This window comes from Mycoplasma sp. Mirounga ES2805-ORL (assembly GCF_017084445.1).
Lineage (GTDB): Bacteria > Bacillota_I > Bacilli_A > Mycoplasmatales > Metamycoplasmataceae > Mycoplasmopsis.
In genome coordinates this window covers 666,127-689,476 of sequence record NZ_CP070947.1, presented here as the reverse complement: position 1 = coordinate 689,476, position 23,350 = coordinate 666,127, and the positions used below count along the sequence as shown (strand labels likewise).

Genomic DNA, 23,350 nt, shown 5'->3' with positions numbered 1-23,350 from the left:
ACTAAAAAAATAATATTTTTTCATTGAAATAATAATTAATAATTTGGGGAGGATAAATGGAAGACAAAAATAAAAAAGATAAGGAAATTATTGATAATCAAAAAACGTTTGAAGTTTCTAATATTGAACAAAATGATTTAAAACTAAAACCTGAAATTGATATTTTTACAAAAGAAGATCAAGACGAAATAAAAAAAGTAATCAAAAAACAAAATACAAAATACAAATACACAAAACTATCAAATTTTGTGCTAAAAATGTCAAGATTATATGCACCTATGCCTATTTGAAAAATATCTCTAATTACAAGCCTCTTAGCTGTTTTTTTTGGGGTGATCAGCTTTTTCTTTGTTAAAAATACTGGTATTTACAATTTTGGTTTAGCGGCATTTGGACAATCTATTTCAAGATTAACTAATGTATATTTAAGACATAATCCAGACATAACAATATGAGCTTACAATATTATTGATAACCTTTTATTTTGAATCTTATATTTGGTTTTAAGTATTCCGATTTTTATATTTGGATGGAAGAAGGTTGGAAAGATTTTTACTCTTTTAACTATTGAATTCCTTGTAATTAGTAGTTTAGTTTCATTTGGAATTGGTCAGATACCTGGAGCAAATGACATATATATAATCGGTAACTTTAACCACTCGAACATTAGCGAGATGTCAAAACAAGTAATTTCAAATGAATTGTGAGCAGGAAAAAACGATCTTTGACAATTAATTCCTTTAACATGATCTGAAGGTGGAAACTCCTTAGCCCAAGTTATTTACGCTTTTGCTTATGGAGCTATGCTTGCAGTATTTTTTGCAGTTATTGCAATAATTGGCGGAAGCGCTGGTGTAACTGGAATAATTGGCGAATACATGAGTGTTGTTAAACATAAGAACTTTGGAACAATAAATGGTTATATAAACTTAATAATTATAGTTATTTCAGTTATGGTGGGTACATGATTGCCCGGTAGTTTATTAGTCGGAGATTTATCTACAATAGATGAAAACTTTTTAACTTCCCGTGGGGTTTCAGCTATTGTAGCTCAATCTGACATTCAAGTAATTAATGAATTAGCAAAACTAAAATGACACACATCACTTTATTTCTCTCCAAACCTTATATCTACATTTATTTCTAACTTTGTTTTTGTTGCTTTCTTGAATAAATTGTTTCCAAGATACAAAATAGTTCAATGCAAGGTTTATTCACCACACATGTCAAAAATAAGAGAAGTTATTGTCAGCGATAAAAAAACAATAAACAGTTTCACTATATCCAAAGGAATAGGTGGTTACTCAGGAAATAAAACTAAGGTTTTATCAGCAATAACTCTTTATAAACAAGTGCCAAGATTAATTAAAAACATAAGAAAAGTTGATGAGAATGCTCTCATCACTATAAGTAATGTTTCAAGTATTGATGGCAATTTATACTTGCCACAAGACAAATTCTAAATACTATTTAGTGCTATTTCAAACATTAGCGAAAATTCAAATAACCTTTCATCAGAAGACATTGACTCATGAGTTATCAAATTTTCAGAAACACTTAAAAGGGCTCCGGCTTTTTTATTACATCTTTTGGCAGTTGCAAATAATGCAAAACATTCATTATCAACTGTTTGACATTGTGTTTTTTTAATTGTTTTTTCAAGAGGTCTTAAACTATAAAAAACATCTGTAGAGTGACAGCTAATTTCTTTTATGGTAATATTCAATTTATTAGCACTACTATTTAATGAATTTAATACAGATTTAGATGGAAACACTTCATTAGTTCTTTCTCCTGTCATAAGTTCAATAAAACCTAGACCATCAGCATAAGCTCTTGTTACTAAAACAGGTTGTTTTATTTTTAATTCCTTAATGTACGAACCGGTAGAACCAACTCTTATAATTGTATCAACATCGTATTCTGTAAATAATTCGTATGCATAAATTCCCATCGATGCAGAGCCCATTCCTGATCCACCAATCGTTACTTCCTTACCTTTATATAGGCCTGTATAAAAAAGCATATTTCTAACAGAAGAAACTAATTTTGGACTATCTAAAAATTTTTCTGCCATATATTTGGCTCTTAATGGGTCTCCGGGCATTAGTACAACTTTAGCTATTTCTCCTTTTTGACAACTTAAATGAGGTGTTGGCATAATTTACTCCTTTGTTTTTAAATTCTATATTTCTAATATAAACAAAATATTGATATAAAAAAGTAAATAAGAGGATTTTTTATATCTCTAGAAATTTAAAAATAGACTGTATAAAATAGTCTATTTTTAAATGTTTTCTAATTAAATTAAATCTGTTATTTCAACAAGTTTTTTAGATATTTTTCATTCTCTTTGAGTATGTGCAACGTTACTTAAAAAATAAAGTTTTGAATTTTTTAACTCTTTGTGTAAATCATATGCTGCTGAAGGCATACAAATTAAGTCAAATTCGCCATGCACTATATATGTTTCAATATCTTTTATTTTATTAACATTGTTTAAAATAAAGTTTTCTTCAAAAAATGATTTGTTTTCAAAATATCAATTTTCTATTAATGCTATTTGCTTTGAAAATTCTAATTCTCTTTTTCTATTAAAAGGTTGTTTATTTACCGAAACTAAATATGATTCTCATTCATTTCAATCTAAAAAAGCTTCGTTTCGTGTTTTCTCATCTGGACTTCTCATTAATTTAAAATAAGAATTTACAACATCTCGTCTTTCTGTTTTATTAAGATTTTTAACAAGCTTTTCATAGGCAATAGGTTCAACTTCCCCTGCACCGTTTGCTTGGTATAGTCAATCTAAATCTTTTTGTCTAGATAAAAAGACTCCTCTAAGCACCATTTTGGAAACATTGTGTGGATGATGGATAGCATAAACTAAAGAAAGTGTTGTACCTCATGATCCACCAAAAAGAATTCACTTATCAATTCCTAAATGAATTCTGATTTTTTCCATGTCATTAACTAAATTCTGAGTCGTATTACCTTCTAACTCTAATGTTGGCAAGCTTTTCCCGCAACCTCTTTGATCAAATAGAATTATTTTATATTTTTTAGGATTGAAATACCTTCTGCAGTTCTCTGTAGTTCCTCCACCAGGACCGCCATGGACATAAACAATTGGAATTCCTTTTGGATTACCTGATACTTCATAATAAACATTATGAATGTTGTCGACTTCTAAAAAACCTTTTTCATATGGTTCAATTGCTGGATATAAATATTTTTCGTACATAATAATTAATTATATATTCTTTAAAGATTAATAAATATATAATTTGAAACTAATAAATATTAATTAATTTTGGAGTATTAGAATATATGAAATTCAAAAAGATTTTGTTTTTAGGCGCAATTGTTTCATCGGTACCAGTTTTAAGTTCTAGTTGCTTTTACAATTCACAAAATAAAAATCCTGATGGAGAGAAAAAAAATAAAAAAGGCACATCAAATCAAATAGTTTATGAATCTCATAACATTGATAAAGTCAATGCTTTTAACTATGAATATGATGATGATTTTAAAGCTAATAAAGGAACAATTGTTAAAGTAAATTCAATTAGAGATGGCGATACATTTGGCGCAACAAATATATTAAATATGAAGTCTGCTTACTTTAGATTTAGTGGTATTGACACACCGGAAACTCACAAAAATATAGGTCAAGGAAATTGGGCTGATACAACTGGTAAACAATATAAGTATGGTAAGAAAGCTGAAAAATTTACAAGTTGATTATTAAATGGAACTTTTACTAAAGACATAATTGTTGTGCCCCAAAAGACTATAAATGGCAGAAATGATATTTCAGATCCCTACGGAAGAATAGTGGCTATTATTTATATTAGAACAATAGATAATAAATACATAAACGTTTGTGAACAACTAGTCAAATGAGGTTATGCAAGGATGAATTATATAAGTTTAAATCCAAATAATAAATTCTATACCTCTAATACAACCTATTATAAAAGTCTTCTAGAAGCTAAACAATATGCAACTAAAAATAAATTAGGAATATATAGTGGGTTCTATTCAGAAATTTATCCATTTTAAATAAAAAATGAGTCAAGATACTCATTTTATTTCACATTAATATTTTTAAAACTTTTTAAACCTAAAAAAGAAGAATTATTATCTAGATCATCTTCAATTTTTAATAATCTGTTGTATTTAGCAACTCTATCGGTTCTTGAGAGTGAACCGGTTTTAATTTGACCTGTACCAAATGCAACTGCTAAATCAGCTATTGTTGTATCTTCAGTTTCACCTGAACGATGACTAATAACCGCACTCATGCCGTTTGCTTGCGCTTTATTTATAACATTAATAGTTTCGGTTAAAGAGCCAATTTGATTTAGTTTTATTAAAATTGAATTCGCAGCTTTTTCACTAATAGATTTGTTTAAAAGTTTTAAATTAGTAACAGTTAAATCATCCGCAACAATTTGAATTTCGTTTCCGATTAAAGAATTTAATTTTTTGAATCCATCTCAATCGTTTTCATCAAACGGATCTTCGATTGAAATAATTGGGTATTTTTTAACTAAATCAACATAATATTTAATTAATTCTTCTGTTGTAAAATCAACTTTAGTTCCATGTAAATTCTCAAATCCGGGCATTTTTAAATCAATTGCATTTTTTAGTTTTTTAAAAATATATTTCTTACTACTTGAATTGTAGAATTCACTTGCAGCACAGTCTAACGCTATTGCAACACCATTTCTATCTGTTTTAGAAGGGGTGAACCCTGCTTTAGTAATTGCCTCAATTAAATAATTTAGAACTTCTTCATGACTTTTACTATTTGGAGCAAAACCGCCTTCATCTCCAACTGTTGTTTGATGTCCTTTAGCCTTTAATATTCCAGCTAATGTATGAAAAACTTTATTAGCAATTTTCAATGCTTCTTTGAAGTTTTTTGCACTAACTGGCATAATCATAAATTCTTGAAAATCCACTGTGTTTGAAGCGTGAGCTCCTCCATTTAGGACATTCAACATAGGTAAAGGTAGTATATATTTCTCTTGATCTTTTAAATACTCATAGAGTGGTATTTGTTTCTCATTTGCAGCCGCATGAGCAAGCGCTAATGAAACTCCTAATATTGCGTTTGCTCCTAACTTAGTTTTATTTTCCGTTCCGTCAAGATTTATCATAAAGCTATCAACCTTTTCTTGATCAAAAACATCAAAATTATTTGAAATTAATGCGGGTCCAATTATCTTATTAACATTATCAACAGCTTCTTGAACACCCTTACCGCCAAATCAGTTTTCTTTATATTTGGCATTATTTTTATCTCTTAATTCCAAAGCTTCTTTTGAACCTGTACTAGCCCCAGAAGGTACATTAGCAGTACCTAATATATTATTCTCCGTAGTAATTTCGACTTGAACTGTTGGGTTTCCTCTAGAATCTAATATTTCTCTTGCATAAATTGTTTTAATTTTGCTCATATTTTTCTCCTTAAATATTATCTATACATTTAATTTTACACTATTAATTATAATTACTAATTTATCTATAAAATAGTAATATACACACTAAATAAATGTTGTTTCAATATTTTTATCAATTAATTCTTTTTCTAACTTATCAAGTAAATTTAGTTCTTCTTCTAATTTTACTAAATCACTTAATTTTGGCTTTGTAACGGGCTCTTTTGGGGCGAATAATTCACATGTTTCAGAAGCTTTTATAATAGATATATCATATGTCCCAATTTTCTTTGCTAACTCTATAGTTTCTACTTTATCATTTGTTAAAAGAGGACGTAAAACTAATTTAGTACTTGCAGCGTTAATTACACTCATGCTTTCAATAGTTTGCGATGCAACTTGACCTAAATTTTCGCCATTTGAAAGAATATTTATTTTTAACTTTGAAGCTAACATGCTAGCAATTCTATAAAAACTTCTTCTCATTAAAGTAATTTTGTATTTAGGATTAGATACTAACGCAATATAGTTCAATAACTTTGAATAGTTACCTATTAAAAATTTTGTATCTCCTTGATACTCATTTAAAAGTTTGCTTAAACTTATCATTTTATCAATCGTTTTTTGGTCCGTTTGAGGAGGAGTAACAAATGATAAAAAGGTAACTTTTAATCCTCTTTTCATTAATTGATATGCTGCAACAGGCGAATCTATTCCTCCACTCATTAAATGTAATACCTCGCCTGAAGAACCAACTGGAAGACCACCAATTCCTTGAATAATATCACTGAAAATGTATGTATTATTTTTTCTAACTTCAATATTTATACACACATCCGGATTATGAACATCTACTTTAATACTCTTGAAATTTTCTAATACATAGGATCCTATCTTCATATTTATATCACTGCTTTTCATTGAATAACTTTTATCATTTCTTCTAGCCGCTATCTTAAATGTTTTAATATTTGGAGAAACTAATTGCAGAGACGACTCTTTTATTACATCAAAATCCCTACTAGTTACTATTACAGGTGAATAGCTAGTAATACCAAATATTTTTGATAATTTACTTAAATTATCTTCAGAGTAACTTAAAAACATTCTATCATATTCAATTTCAGGTTTTTCACCAACAATCTTTTTGATATTTTTTGAAAGTATCTTGACAAAAGTCATTTTGTTTTTGCCTTTTAAGGTAAGCTCACCATATCTAATTAAAATTTTAGAGTACATATTTTTTTTCCTTTTTCAAAAATTTTGCTAACGTGTCGTAAGCGTCTTCATATTCTTTTTTTCTTAATTTGTCACTAACAATTAATAAAACATCATTTACTTCTGGAGAAAATCTATATTGATTCAATGAAAAAATTAATTCATTACACATTTTTTTATAAGTATTTGCTGTCATAACTTTAATTAAAAGAGAATTTAGATTATTTAAAAATTCTGATCATATTTTTGTTTTACCAACTTTTTTATTTTTCTCAAAGTCATTTTCAATATAAACGTGACTTTTAATTAATTTTGTAAACTCACGTTCATTGTCTTGACTAGGTTCTAAAAATGATCTCATTGTTAAAACCTTTAAATATCAAAGATTTATTACATCGAAATATTTACTTTGATATTGATTAATTAATTCATATTTATTTGCTTCAAAAGCATAGTTATTATACTTGCCAACTCATTCAATAATCGATTCCATTATATCTTTATATTTTGAAATACTATTTATGTTGTTGCTATACAAATTTTTTTCAAAATCATTTAATTCAAAATTAATGCGTTTCAAATTGCTCATCATAGATTTGAATTCATTAACATATTTAATTTCGTCTGACAAAATATATGCATCTAAATTCTCTTTAATTGCATCTAATTCATTATGAATTACAATAGATTGTTTTTCAATGTACTTGTTGAATGAATCAAGAGAGGAAGAATCTTTGTTTATGCAGAATAGATCACGATATCACTTTTTAATTGATTTAACAACATCTTGATATGGAATTTCACAATATTTTTGAACTAAACTATTTAAAGTTTCTTCAAACTTTACAAAATCAACATTTTTAATATTGTTTTTTAATTCATTTAAAACTTTAGGCATATTGTGAAATAAAGCTCACTCAATATTTACAAAATGATCTAATTTTTTTATAAATGTTTTAATACGCTTTTCATGTTCATTTAATTCTTTTGACACGTGTTTTATTTCACTAGTTATTTTTTGATCATCAAATATTCCTGTTTGATAATTTAAATCAGATAATTCATCCTTTAGGAAATTATAACTATGAGTTAATTTGTCTTTTTGATCATCTAAATATTCTTCTAGTTTATTTAAGATATTATGCGAATTAATGGCTACTAAATCTATAGTATTTCAATACTTGTTTAACTCATCTGCAATTGTTTCAAATTTTTCATAATACTTTAAATATTTATCCATTGTTTTTGATGCTTGCAAGGAATATTTTTTAGATTCTATTAGAGAATATTTTTTAATACTTTTTCTTCAATTCTTAATAATGTCATTCATATCAGAAGCACATTCATTCATTTTGAAATCAAGTTTTTCCAGTTTATCTTTTTTCTCTAAATTATTTTTATGGGTTTTGGAAATAGAAGCGAAACGCAAAATAGTTATTGATACTTCACCTTTATTTGTTGTTAATGTTGTATAGTAATTCTTAATTTGACTTGAATATTTGTTTAAAATATTTTTTCTAACAATTAAAAAGATCATCAAAAATATTGCAATCAGAATTACAACTAAAGCCGATGAAAACAACCAGATATAATTTTTCATAATAATAGATCTCCTAATCCTATAATTTTAATTTTACTAATTTTAGATTATATATTTACTATAATTTTGTTCATATGAATGAATTTATTAATAGAAAACCAATGAAAAATAAGAATCAAACGTTATTAACGTATTGTACTATAGCTATAACAATTGATATTACATTGCTTTTTATGAGTATTATTAACTTGTTTATACAAAATAATTTTATAGGTTTATTTATTGCTATTTTATCTATTGCAAGTTTAATATTTGTTATATTAATAATTGTAAAAATTAAAAAAGATTTCCCTAAAAATAAAAAATGATTTAGATGAATACTTTGATCCATAATTTTAGCTGCTACTTTCGCTATTGGCAACCTATTAAGCATGTATTACTTAATTGAAAGTAATCAGATGCTAGAAGGTATTCTTAAAAACGAGATTGAAATTCCAGCGGGTTTTTACTTACTTGAATATGGAATTATTGGATATATATCATTGTCATTTATTTTTCTAGGTTATGTTATTGACCTTATAAAAATTATCTTTTATTTTTTAATTACAATTAAGATTCCGGTAAAAAAATAGATTATTTATAATTTTTTACTTTTTGAATTGATAATTAAATATATAATAAATTTTGCTATTTTATATAATGTGATTAAATATAATACATAAATTGTTTTAAATTATTTTTAAGGAGGGTCTCATGGCTATAGTACCAAAGCGTAAAACATCTAAACAACGTAAACACAAAAGACGTACCCATGATGCATTGCCTGTTCAAAATCTTGTAGCATGTAAGAATTGCTCTAAAATGATTCAACAACACCGTGTTTGTGAATTCTGCGGATTTTATAAAGGTAAAAAAGTTGAAGGCTTCAAAAGTCAAGACATGCGCGACAACAAATAATATTAAAATGGGCTATACCCATTTTTTTATTTTTTTTATTAGTTTATAAATTAATAATATTTATTAAAATTTAATAAATATATGTTTTAAGGAGGTTTTATGAAGAAACAATTAAACAGAACATTTTTTAATAGCAAAACCTTTTTAATACAAAATTCAAAAAATAATATTAATGATGTTTATAAATACTTTAATTCATCCGAAAAAGGATTAGAAACTGAAGAACAAATTGAAATTAATAAAGAAAAATTTGGATCAAATAAAATTGAAAAGAAGAGTAGAGGTCTTATTTGAAGAAATATTTCAGGCGCCTTCTTTAATCCTTTTTCATTAATTCTAATTCTTCTATCTCTTGTTTCACTAATAGTAGATATTATTTTACCCGCTACTCAAGTAATTGAAGATAGTGTTCAACCAGCCACATTCATAATTATTGTGTCAATGGTTATAGTTAGTGGAATATTACACATGGTTAATGAATCAAGAAGCAAAGCTAGCGCAGAGAAACTAGTTAAGATGATTCAAACCACAACAAGAGTTGAACGCAATGGTATTTTTTATGAAATACCTCTTGAAGAAGTTGTGGCAGGTGACATAGTAATTCTTGCAGCTGGTGATATTATCCCTGCAGACTTAAGAATAATTAGTGCTAAAGATTTATTTGTTAGTCAATCTAGTTTAACTGGTGAAAGTGATTCTATAGAGAAATTTGCAACGCCAACCAATGAAAAAAATCCAAATATAACTGATTTACAAAACATAGCATTCTTAAGTTCAAATGTTATTAGTGGTAGTGCAAAAGGTATAGTTCTTGTAACTGGAGAAAATACCTATTTAGGCCAAGTTGCTACAAAGATAAATGAAAAGCCTACAAAAACAAATTTTGAAAAAGGGCTATCTTCTATTTCGTGATTATTAATCAAGATAATGCTAACTGTTGTTCCTTTGGTATTCATAATAACAACTGGTAAATTATTGTTTAATCATGAATATACAGAAATTAAAAAATGGGTAAATGTTATTTTATTCACAATAAGTATTGCTATTGGTTTAACCCCAGAAATGCTTCCAATGATAGTTACTGGAACATTATCTCGCGGGGCACTTAATATGTCTAAACAAAAAACAATTGTAAAAAACTTACACTCTATTCAAAACTTTGGAGCTATGGATGTTTTTTGTACAGATAAAACTGGAACTTTAACCCTAGACCAAATCGTTTTAGAAAAACACCTAGATGTAGATGGTCAAGAAAACAATAAAGTTTTAAAATACGCTTTTTTAAATAGTTACTATCAAACAGGATTAAAAAACTTACTTGATAAAACAATAATTGAAAAAACAGAAGAATTGTCAGATATAGATTTACAATTAAGAAACCTGGAGACTCTTTATGAAAAAGTTGATGAAATTCCATTTGACTTTCAAAGAAAGAGAATGACAGTTTTAGTTAAAAGCATTGAAGAGAAAAATAAGATTGGAATGATTACAAAAGGTGCTGTTGAAGAAGTGGTATCAATATGTAAATTCATTGAATACCAAGATCAAATAATTCCAATCAGTGACAAAATTATCAAAAAAATATTTAACCAGGTCGATAAACTAAATGACCAAGGTATGAGAGTAATTGCGGTTGCTCATAAAAAAATTAAAGATAATAATGAACAATTCACAATCAAAAGTGAAAATGAAATGGTTTTAATTGGTTATTTAGCCTTCTTGGATCCTCCGAAAGAATCAACTGAAAGCGCCATTAAAAAATTACATGATTTAGGTGTAGAAGTAAAAATTCTAACTGGAGATAACGCTAGAGTAACAAAAGCAATTTGTGAAAAAGTAAATATACCAAGTAAAAAAATAATTTTAGGATCAGAAATTTCGAACATGTCTAATCAAGAATTGCAGGAAATTGTTGAACAATATAATATTTTTGCTAAGTTAAGCCCTGACCAAAAATCTAGAATAATTGAAGCCCTAAGAGAAAAAGGTCATGTTGTAGGATATATGGGAGATGGTATAAATGATGCTCCTGCAATGAAAGTGGCAGATGTTTCAATATCGGTTGACACAGCAGTTGATATAGCAAAAGAAACTGGAAATATTATTCTTTTAGAAAAAGACTTAAATGTTTTATCAACTGGAATAGTTGAGGGTCGCAAGACGTATGCAAACATGAATAAATATGTGAAAATGACAATCAGTAGCAATTTTGGAAACATAATTAGTATTTTATTTGCGGCTATCATGCTTCCGTTTGTTCCTTTATTAGCCGTTCAAATATTATTCTTAAATCTTATTTATGATTTTGCTTGTGGAGCAATTCCATGAGATAAAGTAGACCAAGAATTTATTCAAAAACCAAAAATTTGAAATGTAAAAAGTATATTTAAATTTATGATTTGGTTTGGACCAATAAGTTCTATTGTAGACATAATATCTTTCTTAATTTTAAGATATGCCCTTATTCCAAATCTATATCCTGAGCTTGATGCTTCAAGTATTGAATTTGCAACATTATTCCAAACCGGCTGATTCATAATCTCAATGTGAACACAATCACTTGTAATTCACTTTATAAGAACTAAAAGAGTTCCATTTATTCAATCGAGACCATCATTCTACTTACTATTCTTATCGATAGCTGGTGCTATATTAATAACAGTTATTCCATATATACCTGGTGTCAATGATGCACTTCACGTTAAAGCATTGAATAATTGATTCTACCTACTATTATTTGGATCTATTGCTTTATACATAACCCTAATTATGATTGTAAGAAAAATATACATTAAAAAATATGGAGAATTATTATAACTCCATATTAAGTGAATATTTATCATTTAAGAACTATACTTGTATTACGTATAGTTTTATTTTTTGCTCTAAAGTTATCTATTATTTGCGAACTACAATTGTAAAAATCCTTACTATGATTTCTATGTTTACAGTGGGTTAATTCATGAACTATTAACGTATCAATTAACTCCTTACTAAAAGCTAATGTATATGGATGATATCAAATATAAACATACTTAAAAAGATGAAATACATTTTTGCCATATGCTCCCCTCATTACTTTAATATAAAAAGTAGGATTTTTTATGCCTAATAACTCAGCATATTTTTTTTGGGCAACAGTAAGATAATTGCTATATATAGTATTTAAATGGTTTAAAAGAATATTTTTATGTCTTGATAGATTCTTTTTAATTTTTTCTGATACAAAAATTATTAACTTTTTTTCTTTTTCATCAATAAAATAGGTATTTGTGCTTTTAGTCACTGCCATAAATTCATATAAATATTCTTGACCAAAAATAGTAACGGTTTGATTATCTTTATTTATAAAATGAATTAATTTAACTTTACTATCTAATTTATTATCTCCAGATTTTTTATCATCCAATTCAATTTGTTTTTTGATTTTTTTATCTAACTCTAAATCTCAAAAAGCTTGTTTATCTAAAGTTATAGATGTGGTTATAAATATTTTATTGTTTTCGCCTATTTTTCAAGTTGTTTTAACAAATTCAGTAATTACATTTTGATACACAAAATAGTCTTTATTATTAAATTGAAAACTAACTAAAAAGCTGTATTTATCTTCTTCCATTTCTAGCCCCGATTTTTCCAAAAACCTTTAGATCTCTAATACTTGCTTTTCTTCCATCTTGTAAAACTTGGACTATATGCATTATCTCTTCATTTGAAATATCAGCGTCTTCTTCTAAATCATCAAAGACATCCTGCATTGTTTGATTAATATTATTTTCATTAGCAATAATCGCCCATGAATCTAGTTGTTCAAAATCATATGTTGTATTCTCTGGAAAAATTATTAATGAAAAAATAGGCACAGCAATACCACACATTTTATAAAAATGTTTAATATGCTTAAAGTTTTGGAGTAATGGATTTTTTAATTTTTTAACCTTATTATTATTAGTTATTGTAACTTGTTCTCCAACAGCATTACCATTTATATGACCTTCATAAGCTTTGGTTTCTATAATAAAAATTGATTTATTTGTAATCAAAATTCCATCAACTTCAAAGAATTGGTTAGCCCCATAACTAAATAATCCGCCTTCGATAAATTTGAAACCTTTATCTTTTGCATATAAGCTCATTATATTTTTAATTTTATTTTCAAAACGGAAACCGATTGTATTATTTTTTTTACTTTTTCTATTTGCTCAAACTCAATATACTATTAATAAACTAAAAATGATTAACATTATTATTAATCCTATTGGTGCAGCAATTTTCATCTCTTTAGATCAATTCATATTCTTATAATTATATAATGTAGATTGCAGAAAATAGATTTTTTTAAAATTCAAATATCTTATCAATTTAAAAAATGAAACTTTATTTTTTCAAAGAAAATTCTATAATATTAGGTATGAAAAAGCATAGAAATTGATTTATGTTATTACCCACATCAATACTAACACCTACAATATTCGGTGTTTCTGTTTCTTGTCAAAATAGCTCAAAAGATGATACAAATAGTGAAGAAAACTCAAAAGATAAACAAAATATCAATGATAATACAAACAATAAAAATCAAGACGACAAACAAGACAATCATGGAACTAATATAGAAACTGAAACAACAATAGAACCTGTATATACATGAAATTTTGAAGAATATAATGAACCTAGAAATATCTTGCAAATGGATGCGGGATGGATTAATGCTCCAGGAAACCCTAAAATATTTTTTAAAAAGAAGATTCTGCCTCAATTAAAGAATGCTAAAAATTCATATCAATTTGTAGAAATTTTTAAAAAGTATTTCAAAATTAGTGTAACTATGAAAATTTTTCTTAGAGGGGATGAAAATTGTAAAGGACACTCACAAGATGTTGGAGATATTTTTGCTCCCGGAAAATTTTCAATGGAAATGAAGGTATACAAAATAGATGATAGCTTTTTTAAATTTGAAGACGATAAATTTTCATTTAAATACAAAATACTTGGTAAAGAAAGATGCCCAGTTTTTATAGACCAAGGCCCAAGAGCTGTTAAATTTGGAATGCTAACAATAAAAATATAATAAAAAATGTTTTGAATGTTTATTTTTTTAGTATAAAATAAAAGTTTTACTTTTTTATGGCTATTAAGTCATATTTTTTTATTTTTTTCTTTAATATGAATTAAAATAATATTGGTGTAATTTTTATACCGAAATTGAAAATATGAAAGGAAAACTAACGAATATGAAAAAAAATAAACTAATGTTAGTTTTAGGAAACTCATTAGCAATAGGAGCATCAGTTGCGCCAGTTGCACTAACAGTTTCATGTGGAAACGATTCAAAAAAACAAGAAGAAATTGACAATTTAAAGAAGCAACTTAAAGAAGCAGAAGCAAAAGCTAAAAATGCTGAAAGCAATAAAGCGCTTTTAAATAAAAGAGTTGAATTACTTAAATTTAAAATTGAAAAATTAGAATTATTAGCAAATGTTACTACACCTGCTACTATTGAAAAAGTAAAAGAAAAAATTAAAGCATTAGACTTCACAGATGAAAATACTATTGAAGAACTTGATGCAAAAATGAATAACTTCAAACTTGATCAAGGTCTAATTAATGATATAAGAAAAGACACAGATATATATGCTAAAGAAATACAAGAAAAATGGAATATATTTTCAAAAGCAAGAAAAGGAGTTCTTTCTAAATTTGAAACAGGTGGAATTTTAACTGACGACAGTAAAAAAGCACTACTAGACTTTGAAAAAGAAGAACTTAAAAAGTTTGAAGATTATAGAAAAGGTGAATTATCAACAACAGAAAAAGTTTGAGTTGATGAAATGATTACATTAATCAAAACTGATATTAAAATTGTTGAATCAGATGCTAGATATGTAGGTCACAATGCTACAAATATTTCTGATGATAATATGCTTAAATTCTTTTGAAATGTAACATATTATGATGTTGCTTTTCTAGCAGAAAAAGAACTTAACCAATTAATCGAAAATCTAAAACAAGGTGCTGCAAAAGGCATTACAAATTCAAAACTATATGTTAAACGTGGTATAGCTGCTATTTTACAAAAAGATAAAGATTACAAAAGAGGTCTATCACAATTTATAGAAGGTACAGATGAATCTCTAACTTTATCTCAATTTATTGATAAATATGGAAAAACTTCTGGCGGTAAAACAAAAGATTTATTAAATAAATTTGTGAAATTCTATGGTGTTGAATACTTTAATAAGGCACATGGTGAAATCCCTGAAATTAAACTAAGTAAAGTTAACTTTTCAGCAGATTCAAAAGCCTCTGAATTTGAAGCTGAAGACCACATTTCAGTTTTTGCGGGATCAGCATGACAAACAGTTTATGGTTTAGGATACACAAATGCTGATTTATCTGCTAAAAAAGTAGGTATTGGCGGTATGGAAAATAAAGAAGCTGCCAAAAAAATCTATGATGCACAATTATTTGCTCAACTTACTGTTGAAAAACCTGCACAAGAAATATATGATTGAGGTGTTAGAAATTCAAAAAACAACCTTGAAGGAATGAAATTTGTTGCAAATAAATTAGCAACAATAATCACCGGAAGTGCAGATGCTGATTGAACACCTGAATTTAAATTTAATGATGTAAAATTAGAAGCTAATGCCTCAAATATTGCTAAATCAGTAAAAATTACCGCAAACATACGTAAGGGTGGACAAATTGATATGCAAGAATGATACAAATTTATCATGAGCGATCAATTCTACTACGGTTTAGAAGAAAAAACATTAAGTGAAGACTCAGTTAATAAATTACTAACAGAAGATAAATATAAAGGATTTAGAGAAAAAGCTAACAAAGCTGGCTTTGAAAAATACATTAAAGAAGATCAATTTGTTAAAGCTCCAGCCGGAACAGAAGCTAATTTAATAGATTCAGAAGGATGATTATTAGACAAACCTACTGACCAAGGTGGCAAAAAAGTTAAATTAAGTGATATGCCTTATGAATTTAATAGCAGCATAACAAACAAACAAATGTATGCAGCTGGTATTGAAGCTTTAAGACAATACAATAATTGAAAAGAAAAAACAGAAGGATATGCTTCATCATTCTTTAATGATGGAATTCCATCATGCAACATTACGCCAGTTGCAGAAAATAGTGATGACTTAGGTTCATATAGTTCATCAAAAGGCGAATTCTACTTCAACCTAAAACCATATATGGGGCTACCAAAATGATCTACAACGTCGTTTACAAACCATGAATCTAAGATGGGACACCACAACCAACTTTGATACACAAAGAGTTACAAAGCAACTGAAGGTGGTATGGCTATTGAAGGATTATTTGATAGTACTGCATATGCTGAAGGTTGAGCATTATTTGTTGAATGATTTGCAATGGAAACTGGATGATATGGAACACCAGCATATGACAATGATAACTGAGATGCTATCCCTACAGACTTTACTAAGGCGTTAAATGGATACTTACCACCACTAGCAGGTGAAGTGGCTACTCCAGCCGAACTTGAATATATCAAAAATGTTGCAGGTGGAACATATTGAGATCTTGCCGGCTCAGTTCAAACAACACTACAACCTACAGAACAAGCTATTAAAGCCATTGAAATTGGTAACTTATTACAATACTACGGTATGTTAAATGAAGCAATGATGCGTGATAACCGTCTTGCATTAGATACTGCTATCCATGGTGTAATTGACAAAACAGATAATTACATCGGTTCAGGTATTTCAATTAAAGAACAACGTGAATTTATGGAAAAACACATGCAATTACCTTCAGATATTTATGCTTATCCAAAACGTTACTTAGGCTACCCAGCTCAAGCTACTTCATATAACTCAGGTAAAGAAGTTATGAAAGAAATTTACAAGAAAGTTCAAGCTAAGAGCGGAAAAACCAGAAAAGAATTTATCGAAGATAAAGATGGAATTAAAAAACTATTCAACCTTTACCTACAATTCGGTAACATTCCTATGGAAGCATTAGAAAATCTAATTTTCTCTGAATATGGAATTGAAAAATAATAAACAACAAAAAGTGATCGCCTAAAGCGGTCGCTTTTTTCTTTTTTCAATAGTAATTATTATTGATTTTGTAAAAAAGTTTTCCACATAAAAATGGTAAAAATAGGAACATACACATTATTTATATATAATGTTGATTAAGATACATATTAAATGTAATGTATTCAAAAATAAAAAGGCTTTGAATTTTAATTAAATTCATTATTAAATTGAACTTGTTATTAAACATAAATAAATCTATTTTGTAAGAGACTTTAATTCAAATTTGAAAGTAAGGAGAAAAAAATGGCTACAACAAAAGCAAAAACAACAACCAAAAAAGTAAAAAAGGCAAATATAAATAAATTTTATTTATCAGAAAAATTCGATGAAGATAGAAATATTTCATTTAATGTAAAAAGAGCAAAAATTAAAACTCTTACAAATTTTCCAACATTCTATGAAGCACTAGAGTTCTTTTTAGAAACTGCTGAAAAACTTGATGGAGAATCTAAAGTATGATTCCACAGGGATGGGGCATTTAGAGGTAACTCAACATACGAAAACGCAAGAATTATCTTAGATAAAGTTAAGGAAGCTAATGTTAAAGATGAAGAGGCAATTGAATTTATTAATAAAGAAAACTTAGTTGAACAAACAAAATCAAAAACTAAAAAAACTGAAGTTAATTGAGATGACGAAGCGAACAAAGTAATTTTTTCAATTAAAGATATTGAAACTAAATATGCTAAGGAAATTGTTGAAGAAGATATAGAAATTAAATCAAAATATGAAGTTATTATTTCAGAAATCAATGTTATTAACAACAATAAATTAGAAATCATTTATGTTGTTGGAGACGAAGACAACACCTCTAAAAATACAATAAAAATTATTGAAGGTTTTAAAGAAGGGATGCCAGAAGAAGTTATTGAATTAAACAAAGAACTAGAAAACACATTCTTAACCGCTGATGTCGCAAATAAAGAACCAAAAGAAATTAAAAATTCAGATATTAAATCTAACTCAAAATACAATTTAGTTATTGATAAAAAACAATTACTTCCTGAAAACAAGGGTGTTTTGATTACATATCATCTTGAAAATAATAATTTTGAATCAGATAAAAAACAACAAGAAATAACAAATTTTAAAGAAAAAGAAGAAAAGATTGTAACAAAAGAAGAAACAACACTAAATGTAAAATCTAAAAAAACAAATAAAGGCTGATGATGATTATTAGCTATTAGTTTACTAATACTTACAGTAGATTTAATTTTAATAATTTTGCATGTATTAGGAATATTAGTCTTCTAATAAAATATGCACCAAAAATCAAGGAGAAACAATGAGTTCAAAAAATAAGAAAGTGACCGCTACCGGTCTAGTTTTACTTACCGCTGCAGCAACAGCAGGAACAGTTTATATTTTGTTGGATAAAAATAATGAAAAGGGTTTTTACAAAAACTTAATTAAAGCTGAAAATAAACTTAAAAATGTTCAAAATAAAGAAATTAAAAATGAAGATATTCTAATAATTGAAGAATTAGTAAAAAAAGCAAAAGAAGACTATAAAAAAATTGAAAATAATTCAAATATAAAAGATACTGATAAAAAAGAATTTCAAATTAGACTAAATCAAGTTCAAAAGGAATTATCTATTAAAAAGCATATTATTGCTACAAAAGCATTAACTAAGTTTATAGCTGAAATAAATATTTTAGGCAACGAAGCCAAATATGCTTCAATAAAAGCTAAACTAGATACAGAAATTGAAAAAGCAAAAAAAACGATTACTGAAAATAGTCTACCAACTAATCAATCTGAATTAAATAATCTAAAACAAGAAGATATTGATCAAAAAACAGCTAATTTAGCAAAAGTTTTAATTGAAATATCTAAAGCTAAAAATAAGGCTATATCTAGTAAGAATTTAATTGATAATGCTATAGAACAGTTAAGTATAGAAATTGAAAAAGCCGAAAAATTTTCAAATAATATATTAAGCTCTTCTTCCCACTATATTGATTTAAAAAATCAGTTAGACCAAGAAATTAAAAAAACTAAAGATTTATTAAATAAAGTTTCTCCTGAAGCAACATTAAATGAATTAAGTGAAGCAAAAAACAATTTGAATAGAAAATATAACGAAATAGTTGAAAAGCAAAAATTAGTTGAAAAGAAAATTCCATTACAACAACTATATAATGACAAACAAACTGAATTAGATAAATATCCTAATGTTTCTATTTCTAACGCACACGGTTATCCAACAATAAATAAAGAGCTAGAACAAGCCTATTCAGAAGCTAAAAAAATATTAGATAATGAAAAAGCTACACCGCAAATGGTTGATGATGCTAACGTTGAATTACAAGAAGCTATAAATAAAGCAAAAGATGACAAAAATAAAATTGAAAAAGCATGGGCTGATTTAGATACTTCAATTTTAAAAAAGGATAGTGAACTTGCAAAACTAATTTCACCAGCTGATGACACAATTATTAATAATTTAAAACAAGCTTTCAACGATGCTGAAAACATATCTAAAACTTCTTCTAAATTTGAAATTCTTGAAGCTAAGAGAAAATTAGATGATGCAATTCTAAATGCAATTATTGCTAAAGCTGATTCTCATCAAGCAGCTGAAATAAAGTTAGAGAATTTAATTAAAAAGATAAATGATGAAAAAGGTTTTTTCACAAACGACAGCAAACTTAAATTAGATAACGACTTATTGGTCGCTCAAAATGTTTTGGGTAAAAATAATCCTAAAGCTACTGAAGCGGAATTAGCAGATGCTTACAATGTATTAAACGAATCAAGAACAAAAGCTATTAAAGATCTTAAAAAGGTATACCTCGCTTCTAAAGACAAATTAGAAAAAGTATTTATTTTAAGAGATGAAAAATTATCTCTATATGAAGATACCATCAAAGAAGAACTTAAGATTGAGTTTGAAAAAGCGAAATCCTTGTTAGATAAGGATGAACCTCAAGAAAATGATTTTGAAACCTATCAAGAACAAATGATTTCGTTTGATAAAGAAACTATAAAACTTACTAGTGCTATTAAAAATGCAGCTAAGAAAAAATTAGTAGAAAATATTGCATTAAAAAATACATTAGATTCCGAACTTCAAGAAATTCTTAAAAATGTATTTGAAGAAGCTGAATCAAAAAACATCGATTCATCAACAACTGAAGAACTAGAAGAGGCTAACAAAATTCTTGAAAAAGAAATTGAAAAAGCTAAATTACAACAAATTATAAACACTAAAGTAAATGAACTAAAGGATTGTGCTACAGAGGCAATTAAAGATGTTCTTAAACATTCATTCGAAATTGCAGAAGATATCATTAATGAACCTACTTCAACAGCAAAAGACTTAATTAAATTTAAAAATGATCTATTAGATGCTATTAAAACAGCCGCAAAAAGCTCTTTAACTAATAGTACTGATAAAGAATCAGATGAACTAGATAAATATAATTCTCCAGAAGATCATGAGATAAAAACTTCACTTCAAGATGCATTTAGTAAAGCTAAAAAAATTGAAACAAATTCTAAGTCAACCACTCAAGAACTTAAAGATGCTAAAAAGGAATTAGAAGAAGCAATTTTAATTGCTAAAATAGCAAAAGCTAATAATAATTACACTCAAAAACTAAAAGATGTTAAATCTAAAATAGATGAATTAAAAAATGCCGATAATAAAAAAAGTTATGACGTTATTATTGCAAACTTAGAAAAAGCTATAGCAGAATCTAAGAAAGTTGACCAATCCGGTTTAAAAACAGTGGAAGGCTTTAATAAAGCTATAAAAACTCTTGGAGATGCAATGTCAGATGCAACTTCATTAAGAACAACTATTGACAATGAACTAACTAATGCTAAACAATTATTGAATAATTCTTTAAGCAAAAAATCTAAAGAACTTGCAAAACTCGCAGACGGTGAAGATAATGACATTATTAATGAACTAACTAATGCCTTTAAGGTTGCTCAAGACGTTTATGACCGTTCGCCTTCTGCAACAAAAATAGAAATTAATAATGCTAAAGAAGTCTTAGATAAAGCTATTCAAAAAGCAATTACTGATAAACAAAATAAAAATGATGATGTTGCCTTTAATAAAATTAAAAAAGAATGCAATAAAGTTAAAGAAAGTGCTAGTGAGTCAACAATTCTAGAAGATAAATCTTCAATAGAAAGTGCAAAATTGGAACTAGATAAAATTATTGATTCATCAAAAAAAGAAGAAGCAAATAATCTAATATCTGCCGCTGAAAATAGATTACAAGCTAAGGAATCTGCTGAGACCGACGCTAGAGATAAAGCTATTTTAGAAGCTGAAAAAGTTACAGATGATACGACTCCAGCACAAGACAAAATAGCTATAACAGCCGCAAAAAAGGAATTATCTAAAATTACTGACTTAGCTAAAAAAGCTAAGGCTCAAGAAGCAATAGATAAAGCGGAGCAAAAATTACAAGCAAAAGAGGCATTAGATGATGAAGCAACAAACAAAGCAATCGAATTTGCTGAAAAAGTTACTGATTCATCAGAATCTTTAGACGACAAACAAAATATTGATAATGCTAAAAAAGAATTAATTAAAATAGTAGATCCTACTAAAAAAGCTAAAGCTCAAGAAAAGATAGATAAAGCCTCGCAAATTATTGCAAAAAAAGCACTTGATAAAACAATTAATAACAATGAAATAAATGAAATTGCTAAATTAGATGATGATAAATATTCTCTAATTAAAACTAATCTAGAAAATGCCTTCATTAAGGCTAAAACAATATTAAACGATTCTTCATCTTCGGCTAAAGTTCTTGAAGAAGCTAAAATTCAACTTAACAAAGATATTCTCAAAGCTAATAAAGAGAGAGTTGTTATCGATTCTAATGAAGTGAAAGAATATCTAAAATCGCACGAAACAAATACAGGAAGATTCGCGAATACTTCAAATAACTTAATTTCAACATTAAACTCAAATTCATTAGACACCACAAATGATGTTCAATTGCAAACTAATGTTAACAATGTTGATGAAGCTGTTATAAATGCTAAAAAAGACATAATTGCCGAATTTCTAAAAAGGGACTCAGCAATACATTATTTAGCAGTAGATGCTTCTATATTTATAGATATGTTTGGAGAGCATGCTCTCATTAATGAATCCACACCATTTTCATTTACAAACCACGCAAAAGATGGGTCATATATTGAATTTGGAACTAATTCAGATGTAATTAAGAATAGTAATGTAAAACTTTACTCAGAACCTTATGACTACGCAAATAATAAAGAATCTTTAATTCAAGAAATGAAAAAAGCGCTTCAAGATATTGTAAATGTAAAATTACTTAACGATAAATATGTTTCAGGAACAATAAACGCTACAAATGATAATTGAGATAAACTATTTGAAAATGTAACTAACATATTTGATACTTCAGTTGAAGTTATTAACAAGGAAGAAAAATTAAGAGATAGAAGCGATGCTATTATCTTGCAAGATAGAAAAGGATTAGTTAACTATAGTGAAAAAGACAAAAAATCTCTTTCAAGAATAATTAACAGATTTATGTACAACGATTTTATTGCTTTCCAACTAACAAATGAAGAAGCTAATATTAGAACATTTAGTGAATATACAAAAGATTCAGATATTGCTGAATTTGCAAACAAATTGTTCCAATCGCAATACTGATCAAGAATTAAAATTTCAAACAATAATCCAGGCGAATATGATGGAATATTAAATAGAATATCAAGAATTTTAAATTCATTTAATACAACAAGTTTAGAAACAACACAGAGATCAGAAATAGATAATATAAAACACGATACCACTTTTGAAGGTTTTAATACAATATATGAAAATATAAAACATGAAGCTCCTCATATGGGATACAACGGTGACAAAACAAATCAATATATAGCAAATAAACTAGTTCATAGAATATATACACTTCTAAATAAACAACTTAAATGAATTAGAAAATTACATGGTATTACTCATAATAATGATTGAACTTCATTTTATAATGCTGGTACAAATACTTTCGAAAATCAAACATCGACATCTGAACAACCAAGCCTATCAGCAAATGAATGATTTAAATAATAAAAAACTGTGCTACTAAGCGCAG

The 23,350-nt window shown here is 27.1% G+C and carries 16 protein-coding genes; 9 read left to right on the top strand and 7 right to left on the bottom strand.

Annotated features, from left to right (window positions below):
* Window positions 1–56: 56 nt before the first annotated feature.
* Window positions 57–1,463: a DUF2179 domain-containing protein gene (locus tag JXZ90_RS02975; RefSeq protein ID WP_205848284.1), complete on the top strand. Its 1,407-nt coding sequence runs from the start codon at window positions 57–59 to the stop codon at window positions 1,461–1,463.
* Here JXZ90_RS02975 and JXZ90_RS02970 read toward each other — a convergent pair.
* Entirely contained in the window at window positions 1,460–2,161 is a 702-nt protein-coding gene (locus JXZ90_RS02970) for a purine-nucleoside phosphorylase (protein ID WP_205848283.1), read from the bottom strand. The two genes, JXZ90_RS02975 and JXZ90_RS02970, sit on opposite strands and share 4 nt — an antisense overlap.
* Window positions 2,162–2,302: 141 nt before the next feature.
* A complete protein-coding gene (gene pip / locus JXZ90_RS02965; protein ID WP_205848282.1) occupies window positions 2,303–3,241 on the bottom strand; it encodes a prolyl aminopeptidase in 939 nt (312 codons plus the stop codon).
* 86 nt (window positions 3,242–3,327) lie between these two features.
* Here pip and JXZ90_RS02960 point away from each other — a divergent pair, with 86 nt between their 5' ends.
* Complete coding sequence (locus JXZ90_RS02960) at window positions 3,328–4,062, top strand: thermonuclease family protein (protein ID WP_205848281.1); 735 nt, start codon at window positions 3,328–3,330, stop codon at window positions 4,060–4,062.
* A gap of 26 nt (window positions 4,063–4,088) precedes the next feature.
* On the opposite strand, the gene eno is transcribed toward JXZ90_RS02960, so the two are convergent.
* The 3 genes from eno to JXZ90_RS02945 form a co-directional block, all read right to left on the bottom strand.
* Window positions 4,089–5,468 carry a phosphopyruvate hydratase gene (gene eno / locus JXZ90_RS02955; protein WP_205848280.1) on the bottom strand — a complete coding sequence of 460 codons (1,380 nt, stop codon included), beginning with the start codon at window positions 5,466–5,468 and terminating at the stop codon, window positions 4,089–4,091.
* An 87-nt stretch (window positions 5,469–5,555) separates the two neighbouring features.
* A complete protein-coding gene (thiI, locus tag JXZ90_RS02950; protein WP_205848279.1) occupies window positions 5,556–6,689 on the bottom strand; it encodes a tRNA uracil 4-sulfurtransferase ThiI in 1,134 nt (377 codons plus the stop codon).
* Complete coding sequence (locus JXZ90_RS02945) at window positions 6,679–8,268, bottom strand: hypothetical protein (protein WP_205848278.1); 1,590 nt, start codon at window positions 8,266–8,268, stop codon at window positions 6,679–6,681. The genes thiI and JXZ90_RS02945 overlap by 11 nt, the downstream gene beginning before the upstream one ends.
* A gap of 74 nt (window positions 8,269–8,342) precedes the next feature.
* On the opposite strand from JXZ90_RS02945, the gene JXZ90_RS02940 reads away from it, so the two are divergent.
* The 3 genes from JXZ90_RS02940 to mgtA all read left to right on the top strand — a co-directional run bounded on the left by JXZ90_RS02940 (window position 8,343) and on the right by mgtA (window position 11,982).
* Entirely contained in the window at window positions 8,343–8,840 is a 498-nt protein-coding gene (locus JXZ90_RS02940; protein ID WP_205848277.1) for a hypothetical protein, read from the top strand.
* 121 nt (window positions 8,841–8,961) lie between these two features.
* Entirely contained in the window at window positions 8,962–9,165 is a 204-nt protein-coding gene (gene rpmF / locus JXZ90_RS02935) for a 50S ribosomal protein L32 (RefSeq protein WP_205848276.1), read from the top strand.
* 99 nt (window positions 9,166–9,264) lie between these two features.
* The gene (gene mgtA / locus JXZ90_RS02930; protein ID WP_205848275.1) at window positions 9,265–11,982 is read left to right on the top strand and encodes a magnesium-translocating P-type ATPase; all 2,718 of its coding nucleotides are present in this window, start codon (window positions 9,265–9,267) and stop codon (window positions 11,980–11,982) included.
* 19 nt (window positions 11,983–12,001) lie between these two features.
* On the opposite strand, the gene JXZ90_RS02925 is transcribed toward mgtA, so the two are convergent.
* Both JXZ90_RS02925 and JXZ90_RS02920 read right to left on the bottom strand, forming a co-directional pair.
* Window positions 12,002–12,781 (bottom strand): M48 family metallopeptidase, encoded by a 780-nt coding sequence (locus JXZ90_RS02925; RefSeq protein ID WP_205848274.1) that lies wholly within the window; start codon window positions 12,779–12,781, stop codon window positions 12,002–12,004.
* Window positions 12,768–13,457 carry a nuclease-related domain-containing protein gene (locus JXZ90_RS02920; protein WP_205848273.1) on the bottom strand — a complete coding sequence of 230 codons (690 nt, stop codon included), beginning with the start codon at window positions 13,455–13,457 and terminating at the stop codon, window positions 12,768–12,770. The genes JXZ90_RS02925 and JXZ90_RS02920 overlap by 14 nt, the downstream gene beginning before the upstream one ends.
* Window positions 13,458–13,573: 116 nt before the next feature.
* Between JXZ90_RS02920 and JXZ90_RS02915 the strand changes: the two genes are divergently transcribed.
* The 4 genes from JXZ90_RS02915 to JXZ90_RS02900 all read left to right on the top strand — a co-directional run bounded on the left by JXZ90_RS02915 (window position 13,574) and on the right by JXZ90_RS02900 (window position 23,325).
* Window positions 13,574–14,230, top strand: a complete 657-nt coding sequence (locus tag JXZ90_RS02915; protein ID WP_205848272.1) for a hypothetical protein — start codon at window positions 13,574–13,576, stop codon at window positions 14,228–14,230.
* Window positions 14,231–14,393: 163 nt separating this feature from the next.
* Window positions 14,394–17,207 carry a DUF885 family protein gene (locus JXZ90_RS02910; RefSeq protein ID WP_205848271.1) on the top strand — a complete coding sequence of 938 codons (2,814 nt, stop codon included), beginning with the start codon at window positions 14,394–14,396 and terminating at the stop codon, window positions 17,205–17,207.
* 285 nt (window positions 17,208–17,492) lie between these two features.
* On the top strand, window positions 17,493–18,503 hold the full coding sequence (locus JXZ90_RS02905) for a hypothetical protein (protein ID WP_205848270.1): 1,011 nt from the start codon (window positions 17,493–17,495) through the stop codon (window positions 18,501–18,503).
* Window positions 18,504–18,534: 31 nt separating this feature from the next.
* Complete coding sequence (locus JXZ90_RS02900) at window positions 18,535–23,325, top strand: FIVAR domain-containing protein (RefSeq protein ID WP_205848269.1); 4,791 nt, start codon at window positions 18,535–18,537, stop codon at window positions 23,323–23,325.
* Window positions 23,326–23,350: the final 25 nt, after the last annotated feature.